Raw genomic sequence first — 22,785 nt, 5'->3', positions numbered from 1 at the left:
CTGGTGTCAGAGATAGGAGTCCGGGGCCATCACGGCAGGGGCGGGCGGGATGATGGAGAGCGGGCACCGAGGCGAGGAGCGCCACATGGGCACGACCAGGCACCTCGCCCGGCTGCAGTTCACGGAAGAGGGCCCCGCCGTCGAGGGCGAGTGGACCGTCCCGGGCACTGCTCAGGACCGGTACACGGAGTGGGTCGGGTTGTACGGCGCCGGACCGACCGTGGTGATCCAGCTCATCGAGGAGATTGACGGCCGCGAGCGCGTCGCCAGGAAGTGGACGGCGCAGGGCGAGGTCGAGGGCCCGACGCCTGTACCGTGATGCCGACCGGCCGAGTCACGGAGGGGGCCCCAGATGAGCCTGAAGGGCAAGTTCTACCTGCTGCTCGCCATCATCGTGATAGGCGTGCTGATTGGGATGAACAACCCGCAGCCGGGCCCCTGATCCTCAGTTCCCCGAGCCGCCCCGGTTGTCCTGGTTCGGCACGGACCCCGACGACCGCGGACTGGGCGAGGTGGGCCGGGTCGAGTGGGCCGCGATGCCGCTGCTCGTGTGGGACACGGACGACGAGGTCTGTGCGCTCGCGGGCGCCCGCGAGGCCGAATCCCGGGACGCGTGGGTGTTGATTCCCTGCGTGATGCCGGAAACCGGACGCGTCACGATGGCCGAGGTCTTGGCGCTCGCCGGGTCGTACGCGTCCCGCCGCGCGGCGACGATCTCGTCTCCCATGCCGGGAATCATGCGGAAGATCAACGCGCTCGCGATGATTGCCAGGAGGATGATCGACAAGCCGGAGATGATCGCTGACACGCTGTCATCCGGCCCGCCGCCCGAGAGCGCGGACGCCAGGCGCAGCACGATGACCACGATCGGCTTGATCAGGATGATGGCCGCCATGATGCCCACCCACTTGCGCACGCGGGTCCACAGCTCCTTGTCGACCAGCCCGCTGTAGACGACTGTGCCGAGCGCTGCCCCCACATACAGGAGAGCGGCCCGGATGACCATCTCGATCCAGAGCACACCGGCCGCTGCCATGGACACCATGCCCAGGACGATCTTGACGATGGGGCCGCCGTCCTCATCCTTCTGAGCCTTCAGCGCCGTACTGAAGGCGTCGAAGAACTTCGCGTGATCGCTGCCCCCGGCCAGGGCCTGCGTGATGCCGTCCACCGCGGACACCACGGTGTAGAGGATGAGGGGCGTGAACGCGGAGGCCAGCACGGTCAGCCACAGCAGACCGATCGCCTCCCCGAACGCGGTCGCCATAGGCACCCCGCGCACCGCCCGCTTGATGACCGCCCACAGCCAAATCAGGACGACCAAGAAGGTGCTGGCTGCGAAGACCAGCGAGTACGTCTGCAGGAACTTCGTGTTGGTGAAGTCCACGTCGGACGTGGCTGTCATTGCATCGGAGAGCTTGTCGACGACCCAGGCCGCACCCTCGGCGAACGATGCCGCCAGTGAGCCCATCGGGTCGGTCAGGGACGTCGGGTCGTTCAGGGACGGGGTGCCACCGATGGAACCCCCGCTGGAGCCCCCGCTGTTGTGCTGCTTTCGGCAGGCATCTTTGGCGCTGCCGTAGACGAACTCGCACGGGTCATTCGACGCCGTCGCCGTCGGAGTCGGTGTGGGCGTCGGAGCCGCGTGCGCCGCCGGCGCCGACACGAGCAGCGCCACCAGAAGGCCGACGACAGCGGATATCACCAGACGGGCCGCAGTACGTACGCGCGCGGACACATCAACCCCCAGACAGATCAGGAGGATTCAGCTTCCCATGTCACCGCTGGTAGCGACACCAGACTGCCACTGCAACACCGGCCCCAGATACCGTCACCCGTAACAGGGATCATGACGAACGGGGAGTGGGAATGACCACCAGCGGTCAGCGGCCTGTCATATGGGCAGACATCGACACCGGCCGAGGGTCGGGGCGCCGCCGCCATCGCGCACTCATCATCACCGTGGGCGTGGTCGTCCTGCTCATTGCCGTCATAGCCATCGCGACCCGGGAACGGCCCAGCACGAAGCCGGCCGCCGCCACGGACCTGCTCGCTCCCGAGATACCCCACAGCAGGGCAGGCGCCGAGAGCACGGCCGCCAAGATAGCCAGCGCCGTCGGCAGCGAGGCCATGTTCCGCCCCGATGACCGGCATTACCTGCTGCAGGTCACCGCCGTTCCTGACCAGCGGTCCCGGCTGATCCAGGACTACGACGCCACATACGGCCCGTTCACCAAGCAGCTCGGTCTCGATGCCCAGGGCAACCCACCGGCCGGAGCGACGTTCGTCTCCCGCACCATGCCCGCCGGGACGACCATCCGCGCCTACACCGACAGCACGGCCGAGGTTGACGTGTGGTGCAGCACGCTGTTCGGGCTGACCGGCAAGAACGTCAGCAAGCCGATCCCGGTCAAGACCGGATGGCTCACCATGACCATGACCCTGCGCTGGACTACCGACGGGTGGCGGCTCGCCGACTTCGAGCAGAAGGACGGCCCCGAGCCCGGCGCCGCCAAGTTCGGCGAAGTCCCACAGCTGTAGCGCGCGCCAGCCCCTACAGCGGACACAGGACCCCGGTCGGCGAGAAGTCGACCGGGGTCCTGTGCTGTCCGCACGAACCGGCCAACTCCCCCACCCTGCACCCGATCCGGACATTCGGGGACGCATTCCGGCCGAGGAGTGTAAAGCGACTTGCCATGTAAAGCCGTTTTACAGGACCGTTGTTGTGTGAGTACGAGACGAGACGACGTGATGGCCGCACTGCGGGACTGGTCGAAGCCCGGGCGCCGGGCCGAACTGCTCGCCGCCGCGTGGCAGGCGGGCGAGACCAACGTCTCCGCTCTCGCCGAGGCCGCGCGCATCAGCCGGCCGACCGTGTACGCGGATCTGCGATCGAGGGGCATCGACCCCGACCACCGACCGAAGGGCAGCAGCGTGATCATGAACCTTTCCCAGCTCGACATCGAAGGCTTCACCGGCGTGGGCGAGCGGCTCGACGCCGAGTTCGACGCCGCACTTCGACGCTGGGCGGCCGAGCACCCCACCGCCGACCGCGAGGCGGCGCAGGCCGAGGGCATGCGCCTGGCGGGCCTGATGGACACGACCTACCGCTACGCCGACGTCCGCGACCTGCTGGCCCACGAGCAGGTCGCCCGCGCCGAGCGTGACCGCCTGCTGCACCAGGTGGAACTGCGCTGGGAGGCGCTGAGCACCGCCGCCGCGTGGCTGGCCGCCCACCACGCCTACGTCCTCGCGGTCGACGAGGCCCGCATCGCCATCGACATGTGGCGAGAGCGTGCCGAAGCGGCCCTGCAGCGGCCGTTCTTCTGCTCCTCGCCCCGGGACGAGGCCGCCTACTGCCAGATCCAGGAGGCCGGGCACCCCGCGCTGGAGCAGGCGATGGCCGACCTCGACCGGACGCCGGCACAGACCGCCGAACGGCTGCGCGCCAACCTCGACCAGGCCCACGAGCGCCGCATCGAGCTGGCCGCCCCGACCCTCGCCCAGTCCGCCCAGTGACCGCACCCGCCGACCCGCAACGGAAGAAGGAGCCCACCGTGTTACCGACCGCCCAGAAGCAGCAGACCGCCCGCGCCCGCCTGCTCGCCGAGATGGAGCGCCTGTTGGCCGACGACGCCGGTCTCGGCGTCCTGGTGCCGTACAACGGCCGCCCGGACATGACCGAGGAGGCCAAAGACGTGCAGATGGCTTGGGCCCGCGCCCTGGTCGCCGTGCACGGCCATGACCGGGCCGCCTCCGTCTACACGGAGTACGCCAGCCGACGCCAGCGCACCGTCACCGAGTCCATCGGTTCCTGGGACAACCTGGTGCTCACCGGCAGGCCCATCCCTCGCTGGGACCGGGACATCCATGGCTTCCTGTGCTTCTCCTGCCTCGACACCTTCGCCACCGTCATCGCCGCCGACGGCGACCCGCTGTGCAACCGCTGCGCCCGCGAGCACAGCCCCGTGGAAACCACCCGCCCACAGTGGCACGCTTACAGCCACAGCCAGTTCACCTTCCCCGGCCTGATGGGCGAGGAGCGCAAGACGGGCGAGACCAAGCTGCTCATCCGATACCAGGACGACGAGGAACGCGCCTACGTCACCGGCGAGGCCGGACTGTTCACCGAGGAGATCAGCCCCCTGCCCGGCTTCATCTCCGTCTCCGCCCAAACCCACGGCGACAGCCGCGACACCATCAACCTCACCGTCGAGGCCCGCGCCGAGCGCCTGCGCCGCAGCGTCGAGATCCTCGCCACCTTCACCTACGACCCGGAGCCCGAGAGGTACGACGGCCACGACTACGGCTTCCGCTTCGTCTCCGCCCGGCTCACCACCCGGTCCCGGAAGCTGGGCCAGCTGGACACCGCCGACCCGACCGTCACCGAGCACACCGACCTCTACCAGCTGCTCGACACCCTGATCACCCACCTGCACGGGAGCCAGAAGTGACCGACAGCGCCACGACGCACGACGTCGGGCCCCACGACGCCGAGGGCTGGAAGCTCCACGACGACGGCACCCGCGTCCACCGGTACAACTGCACGATCCACGACGGCCAGGGCTGCGACGGACACTGCGGCCCCGCCCCCGCGTGCCTGGTCGACGAGACGGCTGCGCCGCAGCCGGACGTCACGATCGTGTCCATCGGCCGCCTGCACGACGCGGACGGGGGCGAGTGGGCCGACGTCCTGCGGCGCGCCACCATCGCGCTCGACCTGCGGGCGCACTTCCGAGACCCGCACGCCATCAGTGCCGACCTGCGCCAGCTCACCGCCCACGACCAGGTTGTGCGCGACACGGTCATGGAAACCCCGGGCGTGCGCGAGGTCCTCGCCGCGACCGCGCTGCAGGTCCAGGGCTACCTCGCAGGACCGACGGCCGCGCCGCTCACCGTGGTGACGCATTGCGCCGGCGGACGCCACCGGGCAGCTACGACGGCCATGGCTCTGCGCGCCGTGATTGCTGGGGACGTCGAGCAGGCCGCCGCGTACGGACTGGCCGACGCCGCCAAGCAGTTCGTCGACCGCGACCTGGTCGTGGACCTGGTGCACCGCGACCTCGACAAGGACGTCGTCGACCGCTGACTGTCCGGCAGTCCGTAAAGGGCGCCCGCAGCCATTCGAGCTGGCTGCGGGCGCCCACGTATGAGGGTACGGGCCCGCGTGGCGGGGACAGCCGGTGATGGCAGGCGGGTGGCTAGAGGCGTTCGCGCTCCCGTGACTATTATCGAACGCATGTCCGAACAGTTGGCCCCCCGCGTGACCGTCACCCTTCCCGGCGGCAGCATCGCCCGCGGCCACCTCCACTCACGACGGCAGGACACCCAAGGCCGCTGGTGGTACGAGGTGTCGCTGACCATGCCTGCCGCAGCTGTCCACCCTCAAGAGGGCGAGGACTACTCCACCGTCCCGACGGAACGCGCCGACAGCCCCGCATGGGTGTTCCAGGCGCTCCCGAACGACGCCCCGAAACAGCGCTCTGTCATCCTCCACCGAGGCGGCTGCTGGGCAGGGCAGGGACGGCTCACCTCCGCCAACGACACCCAAGCCCGCATTTTCCTCCGCGAAGGGTGGGCCACAGCCTGCGACGTCTGCCATCCGGCACCAGGGACCGGCACTGAAGACAGCTAGTCCTCTTGGTGGGGGGAGTCCAGGCGACGCAGGCGGAGTTCGAAGGTGGCCCGGGTCATCGGTTGCCCCGTTCGTCGGCCGGAGAAGAGCCGTCGGGCCCGGTACGGCTCCGGAGATCACCCGGAGTCTGGTTGGCGTTGAGATTGATTTTCGACGCCTAGGTGCGCGCCGTCAGTGCCGCGACCAGGGCAGCCAGGATCAGTTTCTTCACCAGGACTCCCGGTCGCCGATGTACTTGGTCGTGTCGCAGGCCACGCGACTGATGCCCTTGAAGTGCACGCACATCTTCACGTCGGTGCCCTGCTGGAAGCTGGACCATGTGTAGCTGATCGTTTCCCCCTTCCGCCGGGCCGTCTGGGTGTTGCCCAGGCGGTTGCCGTCCTGGGTCAGCCAGACCTTGCGGGTCTTCGCGGACTTCGGTGGGTTCGCCCAGATCGCCGTGACGCTGTTCCAGCCGTTGCGGCCCTTCATGCGGATGCACACCTGGGGGCCCGACCAGTGGTGTGTGCAGGAACTGGTGTCTGCCGCCGCCGGCGTCGCGGCCGGGACGATGCAGCCGAGGGCCAGCGCTGCACTGAGACTGATGATCCTTCTCATGGTCGGCCCAACTGACGTGCCGGGCTTCCCGGGACGCCGAGCGCGAGATGATCACCCGCCCGGGTGAACAGCCGTGGCGCCGGACCGGCTGAGTCCGGCCTCGGGACGGGTGGGCTCGCATGTTGCGGTGTCGCGTATTCGCATCTGATGCAATTGGCGTCGGTAGGAACATCGGTACAGCGGCTAACGCTAAGCCGGTGATCTTGGTCAGGCCGGAGCTCCGAGGTCGGTGACGCCGTTGGGGAAGTCCAGGTGGCGAAGGCGTAGTTCGAAGGTGGACCGGGTCATCGGGCCGCTGCTATACGGCGAGCTGGAGGAGTTCCGCTACGCCCTGAGCCTGCTGATAGGGCTGGAAGCGAGGGAGGAGTTCCTCGACGAGACTGACGCAGCGGGGCGCCCCGGTGCTGCGGGCCAGGAGCAGGGACCGGGTGGCGGTGGACGCCGCAAGTTCGGGTTCTTTCAAGTCGAGATGGCTGGCGGCACGGTAGGCGAGGAACACGCCTCGGGTCTTGTCTCGGGTAGAGGGAAGAAGGCGTTCGCCCTCGGTGATGAGCCGGTGGGCGCGGCCGGTGTCGCCAAGGTCCAGTAGCGCCTGGCCGGAGTCCACTGCCAGGTCGGCCTCGGATACCCAGGCACACCAGGTGGGCCGGTCAGCGCCGGCATCACTGAGGTGCTGCTCGGCTGCCTTGAGGGAGCGCAGTGCGGCACGCCCCTCGTTCCGAGCGGCGAGGGTGCGGGCGAGACGCAGCTGCAGCAGGCAGCGGGCGGCCGGGTTGCGGGCGCGGGCCAGGGCGTGGGTCAGGATGTCCGCCGCGGTGGTGTGGTCGTGCCGCCAGGCGGCCTGGTAGGCGAGGTCGCTGAGGAGACCGGCGCCAAGGTCGTGGTCTCCGAGCGCATGGGCGTTGTGCAGGCCTGCGATCCAGTACTGGCTGGCCAATGTATGGCGGCCCAGGTCGAAGGTGTCCCAGGCGAGGGTCTGGGACAGGGAGGCCGCAAGGGTATGCAGGCGCAGCCCCATCGCGGGTCTGTAGCGGCCGTGCTCGATCAGGTTGGTCACGGTGGTCAGGGAGGCGTCGAGCAGCGTGGCGGTGTGCTGTCGCTGCTCGACACCAAGGCCGCTGAGCTGCTGGGTGATGTTCTCCAGCAAGGTGACGAAGTCCTCGTCGACCGGTTTGCCGTCGTGGGCCTGGGTCAGCGCGCCCGTGGTGCCCAGGGCCCAATTAGCGGCCAGTCCGGACAGGGCGGCGCCGGATATCGTCAGGAAGGTTCGGCGGTCCATCGCTGTTCGCAGGGCCTCTCTCAGGGCGGGCACGGAACTGTGGGGTCCGAGCGGGACCACGCCATCGGCGGTGAGCGGCAGCCAGTTGGGCCAGTCGTCGGCGCGGACGATATCCGCGGGCAGGACGAGCGCTTCGGCGATGTAGATCTGGGATTCCTCGTTGGGCCTTACGCCGCGTTGCCACTTGCGCACCCGTGCCTCGTCAGTTCCTGAGCGCAGACCACGCCGACTGGCCGCGGCGCGAACTCCAGCAGCGAGGTCCTTCTCCGTCATGCCGCGAGCGATGCGCGCTGCGGCCAGCGGATGACGGGCGGTCTTGTCCACATCAGCATCCAATCACTGAGGGCACATGATCGGTGACTCCTCTCGGATGCGGGACCTATGCGGGACCTGTTCCAACTTGTCGACGGGACCCGCGAGTTGACCCACTCTCGTCATGTCGCAGTCCACAGGCGGCGGCAGGACGCTCCTGCGGCTCAGCCGCAGACGATCAAGGTTGCACTTCCCTGAGGAGGCAAAGTGGTTCCGCACGTTGTCATTTCCTGGGTGACCACCGCACGAGGCGGAGCGGAGAACTCCGTTGTCGAACTGGCGGGGCAGCTAGCCCGGCTGGTGCCCGGCGTGGACGTGGTGTGGTGGCGCCAGGGCGGGCCGGCCGCCGGCCACTGTGGCTCCGCCCGCTTACACGAGGTGACGGACTGGAACGGCTACCAGCAGGCGCTCACCAGCGTCTGCTCTCCGGCCGACGGCCGCCCTGTCGTGGTGATCTCCAGCCACCGCACCATGGCCGCCGATGTGTTGCTCGCTCCTCACGCCCGCGTCATCCCCGTTGTCCGGCACGTCGTCAACGCCGAACAGGTGCTCCGGGTGATCGACCCCGACAGCGGCGCCATGGTCGAGAGCACCATCGGCGACCTCCCATGGGACCTGCTGTCCGCAGTGCCCGTCTGGGTGGGCATCTCGCACGCGTCGTCGGCCGCGCTGCGCACGCACGCGCCCAAGGCGCGGTTCGTCAGCACCATCCACAACGGCGTCGCCATCCCGGCCACGGTTCCCGCCCGCACCAGACCGCACACGGGCAGGCTCATGGTCGCCTCGGTCGCCCGCACGGTGCCGTGGAAACGGACCGACCACCTGGTACGCGCGGTCGCCGACCCCCGCCTTTCCACCGCGGTACACCTGGACGTCTTCGGGGAGGCAGGGTCCCACCAGGGCGAGCTGGAGAAACTCGCGCGCGAACTCACCGCACCGGTCCGCTTCCTGGGATACGAAGACGACCTGCCCCAGCGCCTGGCCGGGTACGACCTGCTGGCCACCGCCTCAGTCCAGGAAGGGTTCGGACGCGCCGTCATCGACGCCGCCGGCGCTGCGATCCCCGCACTTGTGCCGAACGCCGGTGCCAGCCCGGAGCTCGTCATCGACGGCCTGACCGGCATGGTGTACGCCCCCGACGAGCCCGGTGAGCTCGTGGCCGCCCTCACAGAAGCCTTCCTCGACCGCAAGATGCTGGTCACGATGGGCAGCGCCGCCCGCGCGCTGGCGGAAGCCTGGTACACCCCCGGCCGCTGCGCCGCCCAGTACCTGAAGCTGATGATCGGGCAGCGCCCGGCCCCCCGAGCTCTGGAAGCCCTGCGGTGAGCAGCGCAGGCCCTGCCCTGGGCGATGTGCTGTGCCTGTCCGACGACCCGTTCCTGAAGGAACTGGGCGCGGGCGCCCTGGACGAGCAGCCCATCGCATCCATCGGCGACATCTCCGGCGCCGTGTACGACCTGGTGTGCGCATCCCTCGGCGATCGGCCGCGCATCCACCCCGACGCTTGCGTGTCGCCTCTGGCGAACGTGGCTGACGACGTCGTGATCGGCCCCGGCACGCGGGTCTACGAGTACTCCACCGTGCGCGCAAGGACGGTGATCTCCTCCCAGGTGCACGTCGGGTACGGGTGCGAGATCTCCCGCAGTCTCATCGGCGAGCACAGCATCCTGTCCCATCGGGCCACCGTGGGCTGCTGCGTCATTGGCCGGCACTGCTACTTCTCCGCAGACCTGCTCACCGCGGCCTGCGTGATGACCAACGGCGACATGCTCCGCCCGGACAAGCCCATCAGCTTCGCCCTGCCGGGCGGACGGATGAGCACCGGCGAGGCGAAATGGTCAGCCCTGATCGGTGACCACGTCCGTGCCGGATCACGAGTCACGGTCGGCCCGGGCGCCGTCGTCAACGCCCGCTCGGTCCTGGCTGCGAACGTCACCGTCGCCACCCAGTGGATCCCCGCCCGCAGCCGGGTCTTCGGTCCCGAGCCCGGATGCCGGATCGCCACCCCTACAGGAGGACACGCATGAGGTACGAGACCGAACGCAGGCACCTGGCCAGCGTCATCGAGGACCTGCGCACCTGGAAGCTGCTCAACCCGGCCGGCGGCGCAGTGTCGGTCCGCCTGCCGGACGGGAACATCCTGATGTCCTGCACGCGGCTCGCGTTCGACCGCTGGAAGGTGAGCCAGCGGGACTTCATCGTCCTCACGCCCGAAGGGGCGATCGTCGAGCAGACCGGCGGGCTGGGCGCCTCGGGCACCCCGATGCACCTGGACCTGTACCGGATGCTTCCCCGCGCCGAGGCCCTCGTGCACACCCACGCCCCCTACACGCTGGCCTTCGCGTCGCTGGGCCTGCCCGTGCCGAGCGTGACCAACCGCGCCGACACCTTCGGTGAGATCCCCTGCCTGGCGGCCGACGACAGCGCCGTGAAAGCGGACTTCCGGGCCAACCCCGTGCCGCTGGACCTGCCGGAGGGGATGGTGCAGCGGCCCGACGTCGCCGCCGTCAACCTTCTGGAGTACCGGCCGCAGCTGGAAAAAGTCATCGCCCCGCGCGCAGACGAGCTCGAGCGCCACGGGCTCGCCTTCACCCTTTACCGGCACGGCGCGTTCACCATCGGCCGGCATCTCGAAGAGACGGCCGACCTGATGCTGCGTCTGGAGGAGAGCGCGCAGACCGCTCTGCTCCAGGGGCAGCTGACCGGCGGGACCGTCTACCCCAATCGCCTGTACCGGCCCGAGTTGCTGGCTTCGGGGGTGCAACCCTGAGCACGCCAGTATCGTCGTATCTCACTGAGCGGGATTTGATCTAGAAGATTCAGGGAAAATCCACCCCTTAATGACCCAAACTGCGGAACGGGAAACATCACCGAATGAATAACGTCACCTCTCAGGTGCGCCCCATGGCCGCCGACCGCCACAGCTACCGCATCACCGGCGGAGTGCCACTGCACGGCAGCATCGACGCGTCCGGCGCGAAGAACGCCGTCACCAAGGAACTCGTCGCCACACTGCTGACCGACGAGCCCTGCGTGCTGCACGGCGTGCCCCGCATCCTGGAGGTCGACCTGGTCCTCAGCATGCTCGCCGAGCTGGGCACCGAAGTGACCTGGCTCGGCGACCACACCGTCCGCGTGCACACCCCCAAGGTCACCAGCACATCGCTCTCCTCCGCCTACTCCGGCGTCAACCGCATCCCGATCCTGATGATGGGGCCCCTCCTGCACCGGCGCGGAGAGACAGTCGTGCCCCTGCCCGGCGGCTGCACCATCGGCAAAAGGCCCATTGATTTCCACCTGCAGGGCCTCAGCCAGATGGGCGCCGACATCGTCGACCGCCCCGGCTCAGTCAAAGTCACCACCGACCGCCTCGCCGGGGCCCACGTCCACCTGCCGTTCCCCTCGGTCGGAGCAACCGAAAACCTGCTGCTCGCGGCAGTCCTCGCCAAGGGCACAACGGTCATCTCCAACGCGGCCGTCGAACCCGAAATCATCGACCTCGTCCTCATGCTCCAAAAAATGGGCGCCCTCATCACCATCGACACCGACCGCACACTCACCATCGCCGGCGTGCCCACCCTCCGCGGCGTCGAGCACCACACCGTGGCCGACCGCATTGAGATCGCCAGCTTCGCAGCGGCCGCCGTCGCCACCAACGGCCGGATCGAGGTACGCGGCGCCCGCCAGGACCACCTGATCACCTTCCTCAACGTCCTGCGCCACGTCGGCGGCGAGTTCAACGAAACCGAGCAAGGCCTGGAGTTCTTCCGGGCCCGGCCGCTGACCGCCACCGACGTCGAGACCGGCGTCCACCCCGGCTTCATGACCGACTGGCAGCAGCCGATGACGGTCCTGCTCACCCAGGCGACCGGCACTTCCGTTGTCCACGAGACGATCTACGAAGATCGCTTCGGCTACGCCCAGCAGCTCAGTGATTCCATGGGCGCCGGCATTGAGCTGACCACCCGATGCCTGGGAGCCGCCGCCTGCCGATGGCACAACCGCGACTTCCAGCACACCGCCAAGATCAGCGGCCCGACCCCGCTCAAGGCCGCCGACCTCGTCATCCCCGACCTGCGCGCCGGCTTCGGCTACGTTCTCGCAGCCCTCGTCGCCACCGGAACCAGCACCATCAGCGGCACCCGCTACCTCGAACGCGGCTACGAAGAACCCGTCGCCAAGCTCGCCGCCATCGGCGCCCGCATCACCACCCAACCCGCCTGACCATCCGTGCTGCCCGCCGCCCACGCCCGGACGGCGGGCAGCACGGCCCTGGCCGAAAGGACCAAGCCCGTGCGGACTCCCTTACCGCTCCTGCCCGCCCAGCGCGTGTGGGAGCCGGTCATCGACCAGCACGAAACCTGGCTCGCGGTCAATCCCATCCAGGGATGCCCCAAGGGGTGCGGATACTGCTACCTGGTCGACCGCGGCCAGACCCTGGTGAAACCCAACGAACTGGCAACCCCACAGCGGACCGTAGACCTGCTCCTGGCGAGCCCCTACTACCACCCGCAAGCCCCCCTCGCCCTCTACACCTGCACGGACGCCCTCGCCACGCCGCCCAACCGCGCCCATCTCATCGGCCTGCTCGGCGAACTCACAGACAGAGGCGTACGGAACCCCGTGTGCCTGATCACCAAGTGCACCGTCACCCCGGACGTCATCGACGCCATCCTCAATGCCCGCACGGCTGGCCTCCCCGTGATCGTCTACCTCAGCTACTCCGGACTGGGCCCCGACATCGAAAAAGGCATCAACCACACCGCGCTCCGTGACACCTTCCCTCGCCTCCACGAGCGCGGCATCCCGGTCATCCACTACTGGCGCCCGCTGACCCCGGCCAACGCCGCACCCGAAACGATCGCCCACGTCCTGGACTGGGCCGCCCGCTACTCCGCCTGCTCCGTCGCCGTCGGCCTCAAGGTCAAACGCGGCGCCCGCGAACAGATGACCACCCTGTGGCCCGAACTCCGCGACGAGAACCTGCCCCTCGAAGCAGCCGACGCCGTATGGCCCCGCCAGACCTGGGAGCTCCTGGAGTCCCTTCCCACCCGCTACCCCAGCCACCCGATCTACCAGACCAACTCATGCGCCCTGGCGTACGTCCTCGATCGCCCAGACACCCACCGCATCCACGCCACCCCCACCTGCGCGGCGAACCACTGCCCGACCAGCCAGCGCGAACGGTGCGTTACCGCGGTGCCGTCGCCCGTCACCACCGACGACATCCGCAGCCGCCTCGCATGGCTCGGCCTGCCCTCCGTCCGCTCCGTCGAATGGGACGCCGAGCAGCGCACCGCAACCGTTCAGGAAGCCCTCGACCTCCGTGACCGCAACAACGTCGCCCAGCGATTCGGCATCACCGTCCGAGCCCCACGAGACGGGGACGACACCTACTGGTCCGGTCGGCTCGAAGGCAGCCAGCCGCTCATCATCGACTCCTAAGAGCCCCGCCCAACCGGCCCAGGAGCAAGGCGCAGCAGAAGGTGCTCACGACGAATCAGCGGCACGGGAGCGCTACGTCGAATGCTTCAGGGCTGATCTGGCATGCCTGCTTCTCGAACTGCGCAGGAACCGCGACTGGTCGGTCTACGACCTGGAGCGTCACACAGGCGTCAGCCGGTCGACACTGTCGCGGATCGAGCGCGCGGTGACCGAACCGTCGATGGCCGTCCTGGTCAGGGTGTGCCTGGCATACGGCTACCCCATCTCGCGTCTCGTGGCCGAAGTCGAGGCCCAACAGCCCGAACCTTGGCCTTCCTGCGCGACGCAATAGGCGACCCTCACCCTTGCCTTCCTGCACAAGCGCGTCACGGGATCCCGATCCAACCGCGCTGCGTCGTGTCGAGCAGGAGGCACCACAGGAAGCGCGGCGCCCATCGCTCAGGGCGCTCACATCGGATCTACGGGGTCGAGTAGGAACGGAGCAGCGACGGCGGGGCCGACCACGTCCGCCCCGGCAGGCCATTCAACCTGTGCCAAACTCCGAACCCTTCGAACTGATGTGATGGGTCGTCACGTCGCTGACGCCCATCATCATGGGATCGCGGGAGGTAAACACCTGCGTCCCAAAAAAACTCCGGCGACACACCCCAACGGAGTTGTGTACGTGAACCGCGATGCGGTTGGATTGCGATCATGGCTAGGCCCTACGGATCTCGGAACGCCCAGGAGCGCGACTACGTCACGCCGATGGTGCACAGCGACCGCAAAGGGATGGTCCGCCTCACCGGAATGGTTCCTGCTGATCTGCACGCCATGGCGTATCGGAACGCCAAGGCTGCGGGCATCACGATGGGTCTCTACCTCAAGAGGCTCGTCGAACAGGATCAGCTCAACGAGGACGGCGTGCCGCTGTGGCGGATCGCCGAACTCGACTCGGAGAGCGCGGCCGACGAGCAGGAGGGCGAACAGCTCCGCCTGACCGGCTAGCCCGCACGACCGTCGGAGGACAGCAAAACGCCCCGGCTTACCCAACCGGGGCTTCGCTATTCCGACGTACAAGGGACTCAGCTACGCCTCCACAGCCGCTGAATCCCGAAATGCAGTTGTCGCAACACCCAGGTGATCAGCTCCCCAGCTGTCCACACCGGCCCCACAACCGGCGGTCGACCGAGTTCCCGCTCGATCGGACTGCCTGAGAGAACCAGGAGGTGAAGCACTCCCCAGACCGCCCCTAACCCGACGTCCCGGCCCTTCCTACTGCGGGAGGGCCCGGCGGTGTCTGTCGTTTTAGAGACCCCATAAGGAGTTCCCCCATCGTAGCGGAAGGCTGCGGTGTCGGTCAGCCCATGCCTGCTGCCGGTGTGTCCAACGGCACAGCCATGCACAGCCCGTCAACTGCCCCGATTCACAACCCTCATACCGGAGTTCTGCCCACTCCCAGGGCTGCGCGCGTGGACCTGCAGAAGCTCTTTCTGCAGCTGTCCCCGCGGCTGTCGGTGCGCGTCGACACCCGTTCCTCCGAGGGCAAATGGCTGCACAAGTACCTCGATCTGCGCTTCCTGCCGAAGACGCCGCCGCGCGGCCCGTACGCCGTGTATCTGTCGTCGGTGTGGCGCCGGTACCGCTGGCTTCTGTTCGACCTGGATGACAAGCGTGGCGAGGTCGGTCCCGACCTCGCAACTCTGCTGCGCTGGTTGGAGGAGGCCGGGCTGACCTACGTGGTCGCCGCTTCCGGCTCCGCCGGCGGACGGCACGTGTGGGTGGCCGCCGAGACACTGCTGGAGTCGACGCTGGTCGAGTCCATCGCCGTGGCCGCCGCGAAGCGCCTGCCCACGCTCGACTACGGCCTGCTCAAGTCCAGTACGGGCGCCGCCCGGCCCATCGGTGCCCCGCACCGCAACGGTGGCCGCAGCGAGCTGATGAGCCCGGCGGACCCCCGCCGCGCCGCCGACCTGCTCACCCCGGCCACCTGTGGCAATCCGTCCGACGCGTTCCTCCGGTTGCTGCTCATCATCGACGCCGTCCCGGCCCGCGCGGACTTCCGCCCCAAGATGGTCGGCCAGGACCAGTTCGCCGAGGTCCTCGACGACAAGCTGGGCCCCCGTCTCGACGGCACGCCCACCACCGTGCTGGACCGCGAGACCATGGCGCTGCTCACCCGCCGCCCGCCGGCTGACCGGGTCAGCGAGGTGTGCGGCTCCCTGCTGACCCGGCTGGCCCTGCGCCGCTGGACGCTGCCGATGGTCGAGCGGCTGATGGACGACCGCCAGTACCGCGAGGGCGGGCTGCTGCACGTGTGCACCGCGCCCGGCGTCGGCACGCTGCGCGTGACGCTGGACGAGATCGACGCCGAGGAGAAACTGGCACGCCAGTGGGCCCGTTGCGTGGAGTACGCGAGCAGGCTGCCGCACACCGAGGAGGCCCTGCAGCGCACAGAGACCGTCGCTGAGACCGTCGCCCTGGTCGAGCAACTGCAGAAGGGTGCTGACGCCTGCCCAGAGCGCTGGGCCATCGAGTCCGGTCCCGCCGACCGGGCCGCGCTGGACCTGTTCTGTCTGCTCGCCCTGCAGTCCGGCAGCACCGTGCTGAGTCTGGACGTGCGCCGGGCAGCCATCGCCACCGGCACCGGTCGCTCGACCATGCACCGCGCGTTCGGCCGCCTGCAGCTCGACAGTTGGCTGGGCAGCGCCACCGACGCCGGCCCGGCCGGTACCTACGAGCTGCTCCCCGTCACCGCTTCGCACCCTGCTTTCGCCTCCGTTGCACGGGGTGGGACACAAGGAACCCCGCCCCCCCTGAGGGGAACCCGCACCACCCTGACCTCCCACCTTCAAAAACGCCTCGCCGCAGGCCAGGCCGACGTCTTCTCCCACGGTCGGGCCACCAAGAAGCACGCCGGCGGGCTGGGCCACCACGCGGGGCGGGTCTACCAGCAGCTGGCCGAGCACGCGGACCGGTCCCTCAGCCTCGCCGAGATCTGCCAGCGCACTGGATACAGCAGCCGGACGGTCGCCAAGCATCTCGCGCGGATGCGGGACCTGCTGGTCGCCACGCGCGCGGTGATGACGGTCCATCACGAGTGCCCGACCTGCCAGGCCGCCCCGGGGGAACGCTGCCGTACGGCCGCAGGAGCCGTTCTCCGCCGTCGTGGAGCCGACCAGCACACCAGCCGCCAGGCCCTCGCCGCCGAGCGGTCCAGCACCCCGTATTACCGCCCCCGGCTCGGCTCCCTGGTCGCCGCGGCGAAGGCCCTGGGAACCCACGGCCGACTCGCCGCCCGCGTCAGCCGGTACGCCGTCGAGACCGAGCTGTACCGGTGGTGGCGCCAGGAGGAGGAGTGGATGCGCGCCCCCAAGGCCGGAGTGCGCACGGGCGTCCAGACGCACGAGGAGCAGACCGCCCTGGTGCTCACCACGCTCGCCCGCCAGCCCCGCCGCCGCTATCCCCGCACCGCCGACGGCCGAGGCGACCACGCCGCCGCCAGGGCCCGTCTCGAGCGCCGCATCGCCACTGCCTGACCCCCGGCGTAGCCGCGTTGGTCGTTCCTGCGCTTTGGATCGGACGACCACCGAAGGGCTTGTTATCAGTTCCAGCCAACCTACTGTCAACCAGTTGCCGCTGATCTGAGGCACCGTCAACCTATTGACGTCAGACCGAACTCAGCAAGGAGAACTGGATGAGCAACGAAGCCATGTCAGTGCCGCAGATCGAGGTGGCGACCTACCGGGCGCCGAGGGTCACCGTGACGCCCGTGGAGCAGGTGATCCCGTCGGATCCTGTCCCCGGTGCCCGTGCACCGGGGTGCTACCAGCACGTCCTGCTGAACACCGTCACCGGCGAGCTGAGCTTCCACGAAGGCACCGAGCACCGCGAGCCCTGGAACCCCGCCTGGACGGCTATCAACGACGTCCCGCGCGAGACCTGGAAGCGCTGGCACCCGGGCACGCAGTACCTGCCCGGGGCCGGACCTCACATGTGGTTCAAGCCGGTCCCTGAGTTGCTGTGCTGGACCGTCGACTCCGGCTTCACCGGGCACCCGTACCTCAACGTCGAGGCCGCCAACGCCCTGCTGGAGCTGGTGACGCCGCACGCCCAGGAGCTGCTCGACGGCTTCTTCGAGGCAGCAGGCGAGTTGGACTGGTCGGCCGCCTCCGCGCGCGCCGGCCGCAACCTGTGCCGCCTGACTTCCCGCCACCGCGAGGCAGCACGGCCCGAAGTCGACGCCGACCTGGTCGACTTCGCCGCAATCGTCCAGCGCTTCCCCCAGATCTACCGGCCCGAGCTGCTGCAGTTGTCCCTCGACAAGCTGGCCGAGGCGTGCGAGCACCAGACGCGGTACATCGGAGCGAACGAGCACTGGCACCAGGAGGTCAAGAAGATCTTCGGCACCCCGTACCGCGACGTCAGCGGCGTGGGTCTGCAAGTGCTGGGCGTGCGCTCCTGGTACCGGACCGTGCTGCTGGACGGAGACCCTCGGGAGCCGCGCGACTTCGCGGACTGGGACGCCGCGCACGGCAGTCTGAACGGCAGTGGCATCACCTCGGAGTCCACCGACGCGGCCCTGGACTCCTGGATCGAGCGTGAGCAAACGCGCGCCGCGCAGCAGGGGCTGCGCCTCTTCGGTACGAGGGAGGCCGCCTACAGCCACCGGGCCCAGCTGCGCAAGCAGGACTGGGACCGCCTCGCAGTGGTCGGCGCCGAGTGCGTCCGACTGGAGAAATACCTCACCGAGCGCCGACAGCTGGTCAACCGGGCGATCGCATGGGGCCACGGAGACTCCGACATCGCCGGGCGGGCCCGCGTGTCACGACAGGCCGTGAACAAGCTCCGCGAGAAGACCGAGGCCGCCGCCGAACTGGCGTGACACGCCACCTGACCACCGCGGTGGCCGGAGCCATTCGAGCTGGCTTCGACCACCGCTGTCCCCTCCGGAAGGACCCGATGAGCACCACCGGAACCGACCCCTTCGCGCTGCTGCGCGCGACCGCAGCCGTCGAGCGCCTGGACGACGAGCTGACCGTCCACCCCGGCGACCGGCAGCGCGAACGCGCATACCTGGTGCACCGCGCCGCCCTCGCCGACCGCGCCGCGCCGGCCCTCGCCGAGGTCGAGGACCCCGCAATCAGCGAGCAGGACGCCGAGGACACCGCTGGGCGCCTCCTCCAGCACGACCGCACTCACGGCACCGGACGCGGGCCCGTGCCAGCCGCCGACGCCCGGTGGGACGCCGACCCGCGCGGCTACGCCCGCCAGGAGCACGCCGCCGCCGTCCGCGACGACCTCGACCAGGAGCACGCCCGTGACTGAGCTGCACATGAGTCCCGAGGTGCGAGGCCTGCTCGGACCCGAGGGCCTCGCCCGCGCCGCCGAAGTCTCCCTGGCCACCGGCCAGTGCGTCACCTGCAGCGAGCCGCTGACCGGGACTGTGAACATGGTGGTGCGCACGGGCGGCACATACACGCACGTCGTCTACGTGCACGAGCGGTGCGGACCCTCCGAGGTCATCCAGATGGGACCCGACTTCGCGCCGGCCACGCCCGCCGACGGCTACGCCATGACGATGACCGCCTCCGTCCTCGACCACGGCGGCGCCGACCTACCGGTCCTGGTCGCCGAGACCGTCGGCAAGGTGTACATCGTCAACGACGGCCCCGGCGAGCTGACCAACGTGGTCGCCAGCCACCTGCTGGGCCAGGGCTTCCACCTGGTCACCCAGTTGCGCCAGGCCCCGCCGCAGGCCGACGAGTGGCTCGGGGTGCTGCTGCTCGGACACGGCCCGGCCGGCGAGGACGGGCTGCTGGTCCTCGACCCCGAGGGCGGACAGCTCTTCACCGGGACCGTGGACCTCCCGGACGGCTGGCTTACCCAGGCCGGCCGCTACGGCTGGGCAGTGCTCTACGCCGGCAACGTCGGTCTGCCCGACCCGCGCTCCCGCGACCACAAGGCCACCGCGAGGGCACTGTGCGCCGCGGCACAGGCCGGCCAGCTGGTCGGCGCCCGCATCGCCGTCGGAACACCGTCCGCACCAGCTGACAGCGCCCCACAGATAGAGTAAAGTATGAGATGCCGCACAGGGTGCGGCATGCGACGCACGCCTGCTGATCGGTCCCCGGCTGGGACGGGGACCGCCCCTGCAGGCAGCGGCCGTTCGTCCGTCGGCCCCTCCCTGCGCCTGCCCGCGCACACAAAAGGCCGGCGGTCATCGGGCAGATACCGCCGGCCTCACGCCGGACCCAGAACCCCGGACGACACGCGTCCAAGAAGCCCGGCCAGGACAGTCTAGGCCCGACCGTCAGGACACCCGCCATGACCGAAGACGAGGCCCGCGAGCTGCTCCAGCAGCGCCTCGCCGCCCTCGGTGAGCACATCACCCTCGCCGACATCGCCGCAGCCACTGGACGCACCGCCCACTACGTCCGCCACTACTGGGCCAACACGACCGAGCAGGAGTTCCCCAGTTCACGGGGCGCCCGCGACGACGGCGCCAAGGAATTCAACCGCGACCAGGTCGCCGACTGGTGCCGCGCCCACGACATCGGGGTCCAGCTGCACGCCGCCGAAATCGACGACAACCGACGCGACCAGGTCACCACCGCCGAGATCGCCGAACGGCTCGGCCTACGCGACCGGTCCGCGGTGCGCTACCACGCCCGCAAGCACCCCGCCGGCAGCGCCGACCCCTACCCCGAACCCGACGACGACGGCCGCCGCTACTGGCCCGACGTCCTCGCATGGCACCAACGACACGAGAAGGCACCCCGCACCAAGCCCGGCAAGAAGCCCACCGACGGACTCACCCCCCGACTCCAGCGCGTCCAGCTGCTCGCCGAGGCCGCACGAGAGCGCGGCGAGACCCTCACCGCCGGCAACCTCGCCGCGGAGCTGAACATCCACCCGGACAGCGCCTACCGACTGCTCCGCGACCTCGCCACGGCCAACGAGAAGCGATCGGAAGGGTCGGGCACACGGCCCTGAAATCGCGGGGCCCCTCGAACCTTGACAGACCCGCCCCACAGGCCGCACGGGCAGGCCACCCCAGGAGGCAAGGGGGCTCCGCCCCTCCGCGCAAGCGCGGACCCCCTGGTGCGGCCTACCCGCACAACCAGCGAAACAGATCAGTAAAGGCCCGAGCCCACGATGTCAGGACCGCGCACCCTCGCGCCGCCCCCAACCAACCGCCGCACCTCACACCCCAAAAAACCCGCCCCCACCTGCGGAAACACCTTGACCATCCACCCCAAGAGGAGTAAATTATGAGGTGTCGGAACGGGAGGGCAGACCCGGACCGGCGGCACAGAACCCCGAACGAAAGAGGAAGACCATGTTCCTGGTCGACATCCACCCCGAGCACGGAGTCGTTGCCGCACCGGCGGACCTCGACAGCATCGACGGCCCGACCGTCGACCTGCTGCACGGTCGCGGTTTCCGGTGGAACGACGACGAGGAGATGTTCGCGGCCCCCGTCGCGGACGCCAACGGTGAGGCCGCAGCGGACCTTGCCGTATGTGTCGCCGCCGCCCTGCTCATCTCCGGGCACAACGTAGCCATCATCTGCGGCTGACACCCCCTGTGGGTGCCCCCATCCCAGCCGGGGGCACCCACGCCCAGCATGAGGAAATTATGAGGCGCAGGACCGGGAGGGCAGACCCGGACCCGCGCCGACAGAACCCGAAAGGCACACGGCATGACCACCAAGACTCGCGGCACCCGCCGCACCCGCCGCACTCGCCGGACCTCGCCCGAAGCGACCCGCGCCGAGGTCGCCGACCTCAAGGCCAAACTTGACGAGCAGGTCACCAGCCTCACCGACTCCGAGGCATGGCGAGCCATGCTCCGCGCCGCAGTCGGTATCGGCCGGTACTCCTTCCGCAACATCATGCTGATTCTGCTGCAGCGCCCCGACGCCACCCACGTCGCCGCTTACGGCGAGTGGCAGAAGCGCGGTCGCCAGGTCCGCAAGGGCGAGCGCTCAATCCGCATCCTCGCGCCCATGGCCCTGCGCCGCCGGGACGACGAGGAAGGCCCGGACGCCGAGCAGGGCGACGACAAGCCGCGCGTGATCTTCCGGCCGATCGGCGTGTTCGACATCAGCCAGACCGACCCGATCGAGGGCGAGGCCGACGCCGACGACGTGCCCGACTACGAGCCGCTCACCGGGGCCGCGCCCGAGGGACTGTGGGAGGTCCTGGAGGCGTACGCGACCGCCCAGGGCTACACCGTCGAGCGCGGAGACTGCGGCAGCGCCGAGGGGTGGACCAACGCGGAGACCCGCACCGTGCGGATCAGCGGCACCGAGCAGGACGCCGCAGCAACGCGCGTCCTCGCCCACGAGGTCGCCCACATCGGATGCGGCCACCTCGACGCCGCTCCCGGCGAGTACCGCCGCCACCGGGGCCGCATGGAGACAGAGGCCGAGTCCGTCGCTTACATCGTCGCCGCCTCCCACGGTCTGAAGACGTCCACCCAGTCCGCCCACTACATCGCCGGTTGGGCCAGCCACGCCGACGCCGACGACCCCCGCACGGTCCTGCAGGAGACCGGCCAACTGGTCATCACGACCGCGCGCGCAATCCTCGACGCCCTTGCCGACAAGGCACCCGCCACCACCTGACCGACACCCCGCCGGGGGCCCGCCACCGGGCCCCCGGCCCTCACCCCTGAACGCGCACACCGAAAGGAACACAAGGTGTTCACTCCCCACCGCATCGGACCGACCCTGGTCGACGCACTACCGCACGTGCTGGCCAAGAACCTGCAGCCTGGCGACCTGGTCGCCCACCGAGGCCGCCCCGGATTCGACGAGGCGGGAGGCCGCCCCGTCATCCGCATCGACCCCTCCGAAGAGGAAGGGCGAGTCCGCATCATCCAGCCGTTCCTCAACCCCCGGTACGAGGGCGAGGAGTCGCCCCTGGGAGCGGGCGCCGACCAGCCCATCGCCGTACTCCCGCCCTACTGGCCGATGGGTGAGACCCGCGAACTCACCCTCGCCGACGTCACCGCCGCGCGCGACCACATCGGCACCCGCGCCATCGAGGCCCCCCGCACCTGATCACCCAGCCGGGGGCCGCCCACCGGGCCCCCGGCCCGCACGAAGGGAGAAACAGCCGTGACGGACGACCCAGCCGAGGACAACAGGACCCGGGCCTACTGGGGCTTGTGCGCCCTGGAAGCGTTCGCCAGGAAAACCGGACAGGGCGACCTGTTGGACGGAACGCTGAACATTCCCGACGACATCCTGATGGAGGTTGGCGGAGATCTCCTGTGCGACCTCTTCCACCTTGCCCGCCTCAACGACGTAGACCCCGACCAGCTGACGGACCGGGGCCGCATGCACTACGACGCCGAGGCCGCCGAAGAATGGCCCGACGCTTACCAGTACAAGGCCATTGACCACGACCCCTCAGAAGAGTAAATTATGAGGTGCAGGAACGGGGAGGCGCTGCGGGACATGCTGGGCAGGCCATTCGGATCGGCGAACGTCGTGTACGTTCCCACGGCATCACTCGCTGAGCCCGGG

The 22,785-nt window shown here is 69.3% G+C and carries 25 protein-coding genes; 22 read left to right on the top strand and 3 right to left on the bottom strand.

The genetic code is table 11. The features are described 5' to 3' along the window. Nucleotides 1-85: 85 nt before the first annotated feature. Nucleotides 86-319 carry a hypothetical protein gene (locus tag ABZ027_RS31830; RefSeq protein ID WP_356774328.1) on the top strand — a complete coding sequence of 78 codons (234 nt, stop codon included), beginning with the start codon at nt 86-88 and terminating at the stop codon, nt 317-319. A 126-nt stretch (nt 320-445) separates the two neighbouring features. Here the strand turns inward: ABZ027_RS31830 and ABZ027_RS31825 are convergent, their stop codons facing one another. Continuing rightward, nucleotides 446-1,705: a hypothetical protein gene (locus tag ABZ027_RS31825; RefSeq protein ID WP_356774326.1), complete on the bottom strand. Its 1,260-nt coding sequence runs from the start codon at nt 1,703-1,705 to the stop codon at nt 446-448. A gap of 164 nt (nt 1,706-1,869) precedes the next feature. Here ABZ027_RS31825 and ABZ027_RS31820 point away from each other — a divergent pair, with 164 nt between their 5' ends. The 5 genes from ABZ027_RS31820 (at nt 1,870) to ABZ027_RS31800 (ending at nt 5,635) form a co-directional block, all read left to right on the top strand. After that, nucleotides 1,870-2,541: a hypothetical protein gene (locus tag ABZ027_RS31820; RefSeq protein WP_356774324.1), complete on the top strand. Its 672-nt coding sequence runs from the start codon at nt 1,870-1,872 to the stop codon at nt 2,539-2,541. Nucleotides 2,542-2,727: 186 nt separating this feature from the next. Then, nucleotides 2,728-3,519, top strand: a complete 792-nt coding sequence (locus ABZ027_RS31815; RefSeq protein ID WP_356774322.1) for a hypothetical protein — start codon at nt 2,728-2,730, stop codon at nt 3,517-3,519. A gap of 38 nt (nt 3,520-3,557) precedes the next feature. Beyond that, nucleotides 3,558-4,454, top strand: coding sequence for a hypothetical protein (locus ABZ027_RS31810; protein WP_356774320.1), 897 nt, complete (start codon nt 3,558-3,560; stop codon nt 4,452-4,454). After that, the gene (locus ABZ027_RS31805) at nt 4,451-5,089 is read left to right on the top strand and encodes a P-loop ATPase (RefSeq protein WP_356774318.1); all 639 of its coding nucleotides are present in this window, start codon (nt 4,451-4,453) and stop codon (nt 5,087-5,089) included. Before ABZ027_RS31810 ends, ABZ027_RS31805 begins: the two co-directional genes overlap by 4 nt. Before the next feature lie 150 nt (nt 5,090-5,239). Next, complete coding sequence (locus tag ABZ027_RS31800) at nt 5,240-5,635, top strand: DUF6233 domain-containing protein (protein ID WP_356774316.1); 396 nt, start codon at nt 5,240-5,242, stop codon at nt 5,633-5,635. A 207-nt stretch (nt 5,636-5,842) separates the two neighbouring features. On the opposite strand, the gene ABZ027_RS31795 is transcribed toward ABZ027_RS31800, so the two are convergent. Together ABZ027_RS31795 and ABZ027_RS31790 are read right to left on the bottom strand one after the other, a co-directional pair. After that, on the bottom strand, nt 5,843-6,232 hold the full coding sequence (locus ABZ027_RS31795; protein WP_356774314.1) for a hypothetical protein: 390 nt from the start codon (nt 6,230-6,232) through the stop codon (nt 5,843-5,845). A gap of 298 nt (nt 6,233-6,530) precedes the next feature. Further along, complete coding sequence (locus ABZ027_RS31790; protein ID WP_356774312.1) at nt 6,531-7,835, bottom strand: XRE family transcriptional regulator; 1,305 nt, start codon at nt 7,833-7,835, stop codon at nt 6,531-6,533. Nucleotides 7,836-8,057: 222 nt separating this feature from the next. Between ABZ027_RS31790 and ABZ027_RS31785 the strand changes: the two genes are divergently transcribed. The 16 genes from ABZ027_RS31785 to ABZ027_RS31710 all read left to right on the top strand — a co-directional run bounded on the left by ABZ027_RS31785 (nt 8,058) and on the right by ABZ027_RS31710 (nt 22,680). Continuing rightward, nucleotides 8,058-9,149 carry a glycosyltransferase family 4 protein gene (locus ABZ027_RS31785; protein WP_356774310.1) on the top strand — a complete coding sequence of 364 codons (1,092 nt, stop codon included), beginning with the start codon at nt 8,058-8,060 and terminating at the stop codon, nt 9,147-9,149. After that, a complete protein-coding gene (locus ABZ027_RS31780; protein ID WP_356774308.1) occupies nt 9,146-9,850 on the top strand; it encodes a hypothetical protein in 705 nt (234 codons plus the stop codon). Before ABZ027_RS31785 ends, ABZ027_RS31780 begins: the two co-directional genes overlap by 4 nt. Then, on the top strand, nt 9,847-10,593 hold the full coding sequence (locus ABZ027_RS31775; protein WP_356774306.1) for a class II aldolase/adducin family protein: 747 nt from the start codon (nt 9,847-9,849) through the stop codon (nt 10,591-10,593). The genes ABZ027_RS31780 and ABZ027_RS31775 overlap by 4 nt, the downstream gene beginning before the upstream one ends. Nucleotides 10,594-10,727: 134 nt before the next feature. Then, the gene (murA, locus tag ABZ027_RS31770; RefSeq protein ID WP_356774304.1) at nt 10,728-12,047 is read left to right on the top strand and encodes a UDP-N-acetylglucosamine 1-carboxyvinyltransferase; all 1,320 of its coding nucleotides are present in this window, start codon (nt 10,728-10,730) and stop codon (nt 12,045-12,047) included. 69 nt (nt 12,048-12,116) lie between these two features. Then, nucleotides 12,117-13,268: a hypothetical protein gene (locus ABZ027_RS31765; RefSeq protein WP_356774302.1), complete on the top strand. Its 1,152-nt coding sequence runs from the start codon at nt 12,117-12,119 to the stop codon at nt 13,266-13,268. After that, nucleotides 13,150-13,599, top strand: a complete 450-nt coding sequence (locus ABZ027_RS31760) for a helix-turn-helix transcriptional regulator (protein ID WP_356774300.1) — start codon at nt 13,150-13,152, stop codon at nt 13,597-13,599. Before ABZ027_RS31765 ends, ABZ027_RS31760 begins: the two co-directional genes overlap by 119 nt. 362 nt (nt 13,600-13,961) lie before the next feature. Beyond that, a complete protein-coding gene (locus ABZ027_RS31755) occupies nt 13,962-14,255 on the top strand; it encodes a hypothetical protein (RefSeq protein ID WP_356774298.1) in 294 nt (97 codons plus the stop codon). Nucleotides 14,256-14,719: 464 nt separating this feature from the next. Beyond that, nucleotides 14,720-16,786: a hypothetical protein gene (locus ABZ027_RS31750; protein ID WP_356774296.1), complete on the top strand. Its 2,067-nt coding sequence runs from the start codon at nt 14,720-14,722 to the stop codon at nt 16,784-16,786. A gap of 158 nt (nt 16,787-16,944) precedes the next feature. Further along, nucleotides 16,945-18,132 (top strand): hypothetical protein, encoded by a 1,188-nt coding sequence (locus ABZ027_RS31745; protein ID WP_356774294.1) that lies wholly within the window; start codon nt 16,945-16,947, stop codon nt 18,130-18,132. Between the two features lie 77 nt (nt 18,133-18,209). Continuing rightward, nucleotides 18,210-18,575 carry a hypothetical protein gene (locus ABZ027_RS31740; RefSeq protein ID WP_356774292.1) on the top strand — a complete coding sequence of 122 codons (366 nt, stop codon included), beginning with the start codon at nt 18,210-18,212 and terminating at the stop codon, nt 18,573-18,575. Further along, the gene (locus tag ABZ027_RS31735) at nt 18,568-19,323 is read left to right on the top strand and encodes a hypothetical protein (RefSeq protein WP_356774290.1); all 756 of its coding nucleotides are present in this window, start codon (nt 18,568-18,570) and stop codon (nt 19,321-19,323) included. The genes ABZ027_RS31740 and ABZ027_RS31735 overlap by 8 nt, the downstream gene beginning before the upstream one ends. Nucleotides 19,324-19,574: 251 nt before the next feature. Beyond that, nucleotides 19,575-20,243 (top strand): hypothetical protein, encoded by a 669-nt coding sequence (locus ABZ027_RS31730; RefSeq protein ID WP_356774288.1) that lies wholly within the window; start codon nt 19,575-19,577, stop codon nt 20,241-20,243. Between the two features lie 346 nt (nt 20,244-20,589). Next, a complete protein-coding gene (locus ABZ027_RS31725) occupies nt 20,590-20,829 on the top strand; it encodes a hypothetical protein (protein ID WP_356774286.1) in 240 nt (79 codons plus the stop codon). A gap of 123 nt (nt 20,830-20,952) precedes the next feature. Beyond that, entirely contained in the window at nt 20,953-21,879 is a 927-nt protein-coding gene (locus ABZ027_RS31720) for an ArdC-like ssDNA-binding domain-containing protein (protein WP_356774284.1), read from the top strand. Nucleotides 21,880-21,954: 75 nt separating this feature from the next. Next, nucleotides 21,955-22,317 (top strand): hypothetical protein, encoded by a 363-nt coding sequence (locus ABZ027_RS31715; RefSeq protein ID WP_356774282.1) that lies wholly within the window; start codon nt 21,955-21,957, stop codon nt 22,315-22,317. A 57-nt stretch (nt 22,318-22,374) separates the two neighbouring features. Then, nucleotides 22,375-22,680: a hypothetical protein gene (locus tag ABZ027_RS31710; protein WP_356774280.1), complete on the top strand. Its 306-nt coding sequence runs from the start codon at nt 22,375-22,377 to the stop codon at nt 22,678-22,680. Nucleotides 22,681-22,785: the final 105 nt, after the last annotated feature.

Origin of the sequence: Streptomyces sp. NPDC006332, from assembly GCF_040612855.1 — a bacterium.
Classification (GTDB): Bacteria; Actinomycetota; Actinomycetes; order Streptomycetales; family Streptomycetaceae; genus Streptomyces.
Note: the sequence above shows the minus strand (reverse complement) of the source record. Positions and strands in the feature narration are given on the sequence as shown.